Origin of the sequence: Desulfobacula sp. (assembly GCF_030611305.1) — a bacterium.
Lineage (GTDB): Bacteria > Desulfobacterota > Desulfobacteria > Desulfobacterales > Desulfobacteraceae > Desulfobacula.
In genome coordinates, this window is sequence record NZ_JAUWQB010000107.1 from 1 (window position 1) to 9556 (window position 9556).

At 41.7% G+C, this 9556-nt stretch carries 9 protein-coding genes and 1 tRNA gene; 7 read left to right on the top strand and 3 right to left on the bottom strand.

Going from position 1 to position 9556, the window contains the following annotated elements; all coding sequences use genetic code 11:
- The first annotated feature begins 307 nt into the window (after window positions 1-307).
- On the top strand, window positions 308-556 hold the full coding sequence (locus QAI40_RS15370) for a hypothetical protein (protein ID WP_304511789.1): 249 nt from the start codon (window positions 308-310) through the stop codon (window positions 554-556).
- A 136-nt stretch (window positions 557-692) separates the two neighbouring features.
- Here the strand turns inward: QAI40_RS15370 and QAI40_RS15375 are convergent.
- Window positions 693-769, bottom strand: a tRNA-Arg gene (locus QAI40_RS15375).
- 145 nt (window positions 770-914) lie between these two features.
- Here QAI40_RS15375 and QAI40_RS15380 point away from each other — a divergent pair.
- From QAI40_RS15380 to QAI40_RS15405, 6 genes are read left to right on the top strand one after another with little or no spacing between them, the layout of a single operon-like run.
- Window positions 915-1874 carry a sigma-70 family RNA polymerase sigma factor gene (locus QAI40_RS15380; protein WP_299983179.1) on the top strand — a complete coding sequence of 320 codons (960 nt, stop codon included), beginning with the start codon at window positions 915-917 and terminating at the stop codon, window positions 1872-1874.
- A gap of 36 nt (window positions 1875-1910) precedes the next feature.
- Window positions 1911-3668 (top strand): tetratricopeptide repeat protein, encoded by a 1758-nt coding sequence (locus QAI40_RS15385; RefSeq protein ID WP_299983181.1) that lies wholly within the window; start codon window positions 1911-1913, stop codon window positions 3666-3668.
- Complete coding sequence (locus QAI40_RS15390) at window positions 3661-4428, top strand: hypothetical protein (RefSeq protein WP_299983182.1); 768 nt, start codon at window positions 3661-3663, stop codon at window positions 4426-4428. Before QAI40_RS15385 ends, QAI40_RS15390 begins: the two co-directional genes overlap by 8 nt.
- 54 nt (window positions 4429-4482) lie before the next feature.
- Window positions 4483-5355 carry an Mrp/NBP35 family ATP-binding protein gene (locus tag QAI40_RS15395; RefSeq protein WP_299983183.1) on the top strand — a complete coding sequence of 291 codons (873 nt, stop codon included), beginning with the start codon at window positions 4483-4485 and terminating at the stop codon, window positions 5353-5355.
- A gap of 8 nt (window positions 5356-5363) precedes the next feature.
- Complete coding sequence (locus QAI40_RS15400; protein ID WP_299983184.1) at window positions 5364-6533, top strand: deoxyguanosinetriphosphate triphosphohydrolase family protein; 1170 nt, start codon at window positions 5364-5366, stop codon at window positions 6531-6533.
- Window positions 6526-7251: a UPF0280 family protein gene (locus QAI40_RS15405; RefSeq protein WP_299983186.1), complete on the top strand. Its 726-nt coding sequence runs from the start codon at window positions 6526-6528 to the stop codon at window positions 7249-7251. The genes QAI40_RS15400 and QAI40_RS15405 overlap by 8 nt, the downstream gene beginning before the upstream one ends.
- Here the strand turns inward: QAI40_RS15405 and hutH are convergent.
- The gene (gene hutH, locus QAI40_RS15410) at window positions 7248-8780 is read right to left on the bottom strand and encodes a histidine ammonia-lyase (RefSeq protein ID WP_299983187.1); all 1533 of its coding nucleotides are present in this window, start codon (window positions 8778-8780) and stop codon (window positions 7248-7250) included. The genes QAI40_RS15405 and hutH overlap by 4 nt on opposite strands.
- Before the next feature lie 3 nt (window positions 8781-8783).
- Window positions 8784-9503 (bottom strand): histidine utilization repressor, encoded by a 720-nt coding sequence (gene hutC, locus QAI40_RS15415; RefSeq protein ID WP_299983189.1) that lies wholly within the window; start codon window positions 9501-9503, stop codon window positions 8784-8786.
- Window positions 9504-9556 lie beyond the last annotated feature (53 nt).

Sequence of the window (9556 nt, forward strand, 5' to 3'; positions counted from 1 at the left end):
CCTTATTCAAAATTCGACGTTGGACGTTCGATGTTCGATGTTCGATGTTCATAGTCTTTTAGCTTGATAGCCACGTTATATTGGATTGTAATCTGCAGCAATTGCGATGCTTTTAGACCCCTTCGAGGGGTCTTCATCAAACCACGTCCTATGGGCGTGGTAGGTGATTGTTCCATCTTGTGCCCGTCAAATTACTACAAGATGGAGGTGTGACATGGGAATGATCTAAAAACGTGGAAATACCTGGTGGATCAAGTATTACCGCAACGGCAAATGTTTTAGAGAGAGTTCTGGGACCACCAAGAAAATGGTCGCCAAGAAACTCATGGACCGAAGGGAAGGTGAAATAGCGCAGGGAAAGGTGCCGAGCGTTCTCTTTGAGAAGGTAAGCTTTGATGAACTTGCCGAGGAGTTCATCATGGATTACCGGATTAACAACAAAAAATCGCTGGACCGCGCAGAGTTGAGCGTGGAGCACCTACGGACTGAGTTTGGAGGAATGAGGTTACCTGACATCACCACTCCCCATATCCAGCGTTACGTTTCCGAATTGTGAGCGATGCCGATTTGAGGCTTGCGGCTCAGCGTCAGCACGCCTACCTGGAATCGCAGTTGGGCACAAATTCGGGCACAATCGCCGATTTTGACGCAAAAAAAGGGCAACCCAATGTGAGCTAACCCCTTGATATTACTGGTACGCCTGGCAGGATTCGAACCTGCGACCTACGGATTAGAAGTCCGTTGCTCTATCCAGCTGAGCTACAGGCGCAAACAAAAAAAATTTTTATCAAATTTAACCCCATTTGTCCATAGAAAACTATGTGATTATTTTTTTGTACAAAATATATTGCTTTTCTCAATACCATGATAATGGTATACTTAACTTTTATCAAAACTATCTTAAGGTATATTTAATGGCAAAAAAAGCCCGTCAGAATAATCAAAACAAAAAGCGCCTGACCAAAAAAGATTTTCTGATTCCTGTACAAAAGGCAAAAAATTCAAGTTCAAAAGCACTTGTAAAATCAGACCCCATTCAAAGTTACCTTAATGAAATAAGCAGGTACAAGCTGCTCACAAGAGAACAGGAAATTGAGCTTGGAAAACGAATCCAGGAAGAAGGAGACCAGGAAGCTGCCTATATCATGACCACCTCAAATCTGCGTCTGGTGGTTAAAATTGCCCTTGAATTCCATAGAATCTGGATCCAGAATCTTCAGGATTTGATCCAGGAAGGCAATATAGGGCTTGTGCGGGCAGTCAAAAAATTCGACCCGTATAAAAATGTTAAGTTCTCATATTATGCATCATTCTGGATAAAAGCCTATATTCTTAAATTTATCATGGATAATTGGCGAATGGTAAAGATTGGAACAACCCAGGGGCAGCGCAAGCTGTTTTTCAGGCTGAAAAAAGAAAAGCGGCGACTGATTGAACAGGGATTTGATCCAAAACCAAAACTGCTGTCGGAACGGCTCGGTGTATCTGAAAAAGAAGTGGTTGATATGGATCAGAGATTAGCCAACTGGGACTTAAGTCTTGATGAACCGTTAAAGAGCGACTCAAATACTGAAAGAATTGAATTTATAAATGTTGAATCTGATTCGTCTGAAGATCGGGTGGCCAAAAAAGAAATTGAAGACATCCTGCATAAAAAAGTTAATGAGTTTAAAAAAACCCTTAATGAAAGAGAGCTGGATATCTTTAACAGGAGAATTTTCTCTGACAGTCCTGAAACACTTCAGCAAATAGGAGAAGTATACTCAATATCACGCGAACGAGTAAGGCAAATCGAAAATAATATTTTAAAGAAAATGAAAGCCTATTTTAAAAAAGACATGCCTGATTTTGACATGTACGATCACAGCCAGTAAATTGCAATTTGTTTTTATAATAAGGTAATGCGAATTATGAAAAAAAGTTTTGTTTATATTCTTCTCATTTTTATCTTAATTTTTTTTTTCGCCGGCTCCGGCTGCACACAACTTAAACAAAGCAAAAAACCTTCTGAATCTCGAATAGTTCAAAAACAAGAAATTGAGGAAGACAATAATCTTTCTGCAAATTATTACTATCTTGAATCGCGGATTCATATCAACCACAAAGACTACAAAAAAGCTATTGACTCTCTGAAAAAGGCAATGGCTAAAGACCCGGATTCATTCGTAATAACCCGTGACTTGAGCTGGTTATACTTAAGGCAAAACAACGACGAAAAAGCTTTGGAGCTTGCAGAGAAACTGGTTCGGCAAAATCCTGATAATGTGGACGGACTGCTTCTTTTCATCCAACTTAAAAAAGATACCATGGATAAAAAAGACCTGGTCGAAATTTTGAACAGGGTTCTAATGCTTGACCCAAAAAACAAGGAAACATTTCTTCGTCTTGCCAAAATATATATGGAGGAAAATAACAACCCGGAGGCTCTGGTATTATTAAAAAAAATGGTTGAGCAGTTCCCTGACTATTATGTTGCCTGGTTTTATCTGGGCGAGGTTTATTTGGCTGAAAAACTATATGAACTTGCAAAAATCCAATTTTTGAAGACACTTGAGCTTGAGCCGGATCTTGTGGAGTCACGGTTTCAATTGATAAAAATTCTCAACATTCAAAACACCCCGGGAAACAACCCAGAGATATTAAAGATCTATGAAGAAATATTTGAAATCGAACCGAACAATTACCGGGCACAATTAGGGAGAGCTCTGCATTATTATAAAACCAATATAAAAGTAAAAGCAGCAAACCTGTTTATGGAGCTTGGCCGGGACACTGAAAACGATTCCAGACTCATCATGGTTGCCGTGGATGAATATATTTCCGACAAAAAATATGAGGATGCTGTAATTGTTTTTTCCCAAATGCTTAAAGGCAATCCTGAAAATTCAACCCTGAACTTTTTCACGGGAATGGCCTATGAAGCGATTGAGGATTTCGAAAAAGCCGTCTCTTACTATTTGAAAATCAAACCCGCCCATTCTCAATATAAGAAAACCGTCCTGAATATTGCCTTTCTCTATAAAAAACTCGGAGAGCTGCCGACCGCCATAAATTACCTTGAAAACGAGCATAAAACCCTTCCAAAAGATATCGATATTATTATTTATCTTGCCTCATTTTATGAAAAAGATAAAAACTATAAAAAAGCAATCGGCCTCTTAAAAAAAGGGCTGGAAGACTCTCCTGAAAACACATCATTGCTGTTCAGGCTGGGCGCAGTGCAGGATAAGGCAGGCTTTAAAGAAGAAAGCATCAGCGCCATGAAAAAGATTATTGAAATTGATCCAAAGGATGCCAGTGCCTTGAACTACCTGGGGTATACCTATGCAGACCTTGGGATAAAACTGGATGAGGCGCTTTTACTTATCAAAAGAGCATACGAGATTAAACCGGATGACGGATATATTACCGACAGCCTGGGCTGGGTCTATTACAAGAAAGGGGAGTATGAAAAGGCTGTGGAATATCTTGAAAAAGCAGCCGAATTAACCTCTTTTGAGACCATCATATCAGATCACCTTGGTGATGCCTATCAAAAGACAAATCAACTTAAAAAGGCTATGAATGCCTATAAAAAGGCGTTATCCAATGCCAAAGATGAGGATAAGGAAAAAGTTGTCGAGCTTAAGAAAAAAATTAGCGCTGTACAGAAAAAAATAAATGACTAACCAAAACTTATTATTCAGGTTAATTTATATTGCCGTCTTTATTTTGATTAGCTCGGGTTGTGCATCGCTCAGGCCTGATACCAATCCTTTACTTGACAAGAAAGCCTTTCTTCTTTCCAACCAGGCAAGGTCAATTAATCAACACATTACCGCAAGCAAGGGAACAGGCTGGGCAAGGCTTGAAACAACAACAAAGACGGTTAAATTCAGAATTGCCTGGGCTGTAGTCTTTCCCAATAAAATCAGGATCACATTCCTTTTATCCGGTCACCCCGTAGAAACCATTATTGCAACAGGAGAAAAAATCACCTTTTTTTCACATACAGGAGAACATTCCAAGTACTCGTATAATTCAAAAGACCCGGACATGAAAGACTATATCCTTGTTCCAGTCAAAATGTCTGAAATGATATTGGTTTTATTGGGGCGGTTACCCGTAAAAAACTTTGACGACGCCTATTTTTCGCCGTCGGATTCATCCTTATCCACCATTACTTTAAGGCAGAATTGGAAAGGGTTGACACAGTATGTACATTTTAATGACAAGGGAAAAATTGAAGGCCTTAAGACGACGGACTTATCAGGAAACCTTTTGTATGAGATGACAATCACAAAATATAAAGATAATGATTTTGGTACTATTCCTGTAAGAATAGAAATCAAAGATAGTGATAACAGGAAGATGACACTTGAGATCACAAATTTCCTGCCGAATCCCCCCATAAAAGAGTCTGTATTTCAGTTGACAGACTCAAGATAATGATCATTATTTAGGTGATTTACAAACAATTTTTCTCAAAGGAGATGTTATAAAATGATTCATGATAGTGTAGATAATGCAAAACAAGGAGGCACTTGCCCATCACAGGGAGGTGGCCAGGATATGGCTGCCAAACAAAAACAGGAAGATGCGGCAATCAAAGCCTCTCTTGCAAAAATAAAACATAAGATTTTTGTCTTAAGCGGTAAGGGCGGTGTCGGTAAAAGTAGTGTATCTGCTAATCTTGCAGCCAGTCTTTCTCAAAAAGGGTATAAAACAGGCCTGATGGATGTTGATGTCCACGGTCCGTCCATTGCCCATATGTTGGGACTGACCGAACTTCTGGAGATTTCTGAAAACCAGCTTCTGCTTCCCAAGCAGATCAATGGGAACCTTAAGGTCGTTTCTGTCCAGGCATTGATGCAGGACAAAGACCAGGCCATCATTTGGCGAGGTCCTGCCAAAACAGGAATGATCAAACAGTTTGTCAGCTCTGTGGACTGGGGAGAGCTTGATTTTCTGATTATTGATGCGCCTCCGGGAACCGGTGACGAACCCTTAACCGTTGTGCAAACCATCCCGGAAGCTTTGGGCGTTATTGTTACAACGCCCCAGGAAGTGGCATTGGCAGATATCAGAAAATCTATTTCTTTTTGCAAGACCGTTCACTTGAAAACCCTTGGGATTGTGGAAAATATGGCAGGATTCAAATGCCCTCACTGCAATGAGCCCATTGATCTATTCAGCTCAGGCGGCGGTGTAAAGACAGCAAAATCCCAAGGTCTTAAATTTTTAGGGTCTCTTCCATTTGACACCCGGGTAGTCGCCTCAGGGGACAGTGGTGTTCCCATGATATTCCAGGACAAAGAGACTGAATTTACAAAAGCATTTGATTTAGTTGTGGAAAACATCCTTAAACAATTATAAATACACTATTGAATGACAATTTAAAACAGGCCAGGGCGTTAAAAGATCTTCTTAATCAAAGAGAAAAAGAAAACTTTTGTTCCCTGGCCTGTTTTAGTCATACCGCCCAAAGACGTCACAAAGAAAAATTCACTGAAAATGAATACCGGCAAGCCTTTTCTTCAGATTCCGACCGGATTTTAAACTCCCTTGCCTTTACAAGATATATTGACAAAACCCAGGTGTTTTCCCTGATCAATAACGATCATCTCACCCACAGGGTGATCCATGTCCAGCTGGTTTCAAGGGTTGGCCGGACCATTGGTCGATACCTGGGCTTGAATGAAGACCTCATTGAAGCGGCAAGCCTTGGCCACGATATTGGGCATACCCCGTTCGGACATGATGGTGAGCATTTTCTCTCAAAGCTGACCCATGAACATGGTGCCGGATTTTTCCATCATAATCTTCAAAGCATCCAGTTTCTCGACAGGATCGAAAAAAACGGGAACGGTTGGAATTTAAGCCTTCAAACCATGGATGCCATCATCTGCCACAATGGAGAAGCACACTCGAAACAACTTATCCCTCAGAAAGACAGGTCTTTTAAAGATTTTGACCTCATGAAGACGACAATGAAAAAAAATAAAGTCTGCGATGAAATCCCCATGACCATGGAAGGCTGTGTGATGCGAATGGCAGATACCATCAGTTACATCGGCCGGGACCTGGAAGATGCCATCCGGCTAGGGCTGGTGAAAAGAGAAAATATACCGGATAGTTGTAAAAAAATACTTGGCCGGACAAACGGCACCATTGTATTTAATCTTGTGACAGACCTGATCTCAAACAGCCTGAATCAGCCTTTCATCGGCTTTTCCGAAGAAATTTCTTCTGCATTAAAAAAGCTTAAGGCATTTAACTACAAAAATATCTACAAAAATCCTGCTATTAAAAAGCATTTGTCGTCCATTGAGGATATTTTTCGTTTTCTATTTGAAAAATACCTGACAGCTCTTGAAAAGGAGAATAAGAAATCTGTCATTTTTACTGATTTTTTAAACGGCATGTCTTCCCGATACAGGGGAAATCATTCAAACCCCGAAATCGTCAGGGATTATATCTCGGGTATGACAGACTCCTATTTCATCCGGCAGGCACCGGATCATTTAAAACCGGATTCCATTGAAAATGTTTGAGAATCGCACCTATCGCAGACAGCATCAAAAAAAAGGACTTATCTCTTTTGATATCACGGTAAAAGAGACCAACCTGAATATCCAGACAGAGACCGACCTGACAGATGAGGCAATTAAGTCTGTATTAACCTGTCGAAACTATGTTGAGACATATATTAAGTTCTGCCCTGAATTTGCAACATCCCTTGTCCCAATACATAACCCGGGCCCGGCACCCAAAATAATCTGTGATATGATTGATGCAGGCAACTTGACTGATGTCGGCCCCATGGCTGCTGTAGCCGGTGCTGTAGCAGAATATACAGGACTGCATTTATTAAATTATTCCAATGAAGTTCTTGTGGAAAACGGGGGCGATATTTTTGTTAAATCAGATTCTGAAACTATTTTCAGTATTTATGCCGGCGATTCTCCTTTCAGTATGACCACTGGTATCCTGGTCGAAAAAAGAAATAAACCTTATGGCATGTGTACCTCTTCCGGCACGCTGGGCCATTCAAAAAGCTTTGGCAAGGCTGATGCAGTTGCAGTACTGTCTGATTCATGTTCATTGGCAGATGCTGCCGCCACAGCACTGGGCAACAGGATCAAAAAGACGTCTGATATCAAACTCGCCATTGATGCCGGTAAAGCCATACAAGGAATTCAGGGAATTGCGGTTATTAAAGGCGACCATATAGGTTTATGGGGAGATATGAAACTTGTCAAACTATCTTAATACAGCTCTCCCACCTCATTTTCAACAGCCTTTACAATACTGCCATCCTTGAGCAGTTCCTTTACTTTGGCTATGTCTATTGAAAGAATCCTATCTTCTTTCATGTAATCGACACGGCTTCTGATAACTTCATAGGCTGCCAGGGTACCGTCTCCTGCTTTTATGTTGGTGAACAAATCGATCCCCTGGGCTGCGCACAACAATTCAATGGCTATGACCTCCTCAGTGTTTGCGACAATATCCCGGCACTTTCTGGCAGCAATAGACCCCATTGAGACATGGTCTTCCTTGTTTGCCGAAGTCGGGATGGAATCAACAGATGCTGGATGGGCAAGGACTTTGTTTTCAGAAACAAGGGAGGCAGCTGCATACTGGGCTATCATGAATCCGGAATTGAGTCCGCCGTCTTCAACGAGAAATGCTGGAAGTCCTGAAAGCTGAGGGTTCACAAGTCTTTCTATCCGCCGTTCCGAGATATTTGCAAGTTCGGCAATGGCAATGCTTAAAAAGTCACAAGCCAGGGCCAGGGGCTGGCCATGAAAGTTACCACCGGAAAGAAATTCTTCGGATTCCGGGAAAATCAGAGGATTTTCAGTAGATGAATTCATCTCCACCCTGATCACATTATCAACATAGGCAAAGGCATCCCAGGAAGCACCATGGACCTGGGGTGAGCACCTTAAAGTATAGGCATCCTGAACCCTTGAACAGTCTCCATGGGAAGAGATTATGTCTGAATTGTCCGTAATCCTGAGCATGTTATCAGCAGCTTTGATCTGGCCTGTGTGGGGCCTTGCATTGTGAATCCTCGGATCGAAGGCAGACCTTGTACCCATGAGGGTTTCAAGGCTCATACTGGCTGCAATATCAGCATGTTTGCAAAGATTTAAGGCATCATGCAGGGCCAGACACCCCAGGGCAATCATGAACTGTGTGCCGTTGATCAGGGCGAGTCCCTCCCCTGCCGACAGCGTAAGGGGTTTGATTGATTTTTTCTTTAAGGCCTGGGCACCAGACATCCTCTTGCCGTCAACAAAAGCCTCTCCTTCTCCGATTAACACAAGGGCAAGGTGGGCCATGGGAACAAGATCACCGCTTGCTCCAACAGATCCTTTTTCCGGTACCACGGGCACAATGTCAACATTTACCAGCTGGGCAAGTTTTTCAATGGTTTCAAGCCTCAGCCCTGAATTGCCGCGGCAAAAATCGTTCACCCTCAGTGCTATCATGGCCCTGACCACATCATCGTCTACATGCCTGCCGATTCCTGCAGAATGACTGAACAAAATATTTTTTTGAAGCTTTTTCGTATCTGCATAGGAAATATTTACGTCGGACAAGGCCCCAAACCCCGTGGTAACGCCATAGATTCTTTTTCCTTCTTTCACCCACTTGTCAATCAGGTTCCGCGCCTTATTGATTCTGGATTCAGACTTGGGGGATATTTTGATGCCAACATTATTTCTTGCTATGTGAACCAGATCTTCAAGAAAAAAATTGCTCCCACGTAAAACAATTTGATCTTTCATTTTTTATCCTCTCATAAATTTTCCAACCAGTTTATATCTTGATCCCGGAGAGATGATTATGCTGTAAGTCGCCACCATGTCATATGACCATGTGCGCCTTTTAAGCGACAGGCAGGGTTCATCCGGTTGTATTCTCAAATATTTTTGAATCTGGTTATTACTATTTACAGCCTCAATAATATGCTCTGCTTCCTGGATTGGCGCCACAGACAGAAGATAGTCACTTGGCGTAATCTTTTTAAAATCCTGACTTATATAATGTGGGGCCACTTCTGGATTGATAAAACGTTCGGAATACTGGACCGGAACACCTCGATCCTTGTGAACAATAATGGAATGGAAAATTGTATCATCCGGTTTGAGATTCATTTTTTGTGCAATTTTCTTAGTAATCTTTTCTTCTTTTAAAACAAGAATCTGTGAAGAGTGCACCCCGCCCCAGTCAGCAATTTCCTTTGCAATGCTTTTAATTTCAAGCAGGGCTGCATCCGGTTTGGGCCAAGCCACAAAGGTTCCAACGCCCTGGATTCTGACAATCCTTCCTTCTTCTGTCAGTTCTTTTAATGCACGGTTGGCCGTCATTCGTGATGCATTAAAATTTTTTGCAAGCTTAGTTTCCGACAGCACCTTATCATCAGGGTTCAGCTTTCCCGATTCAATATCCCTGACAACACTTTGTTTGATTTTTTCATATAAGGCAAAGGGTTGGTCTGATCTGGTCATGTATTTTTCTGTCCGCCTGTTAAAATTAAAATTTGGGGTCAGGGGTCAGGCTT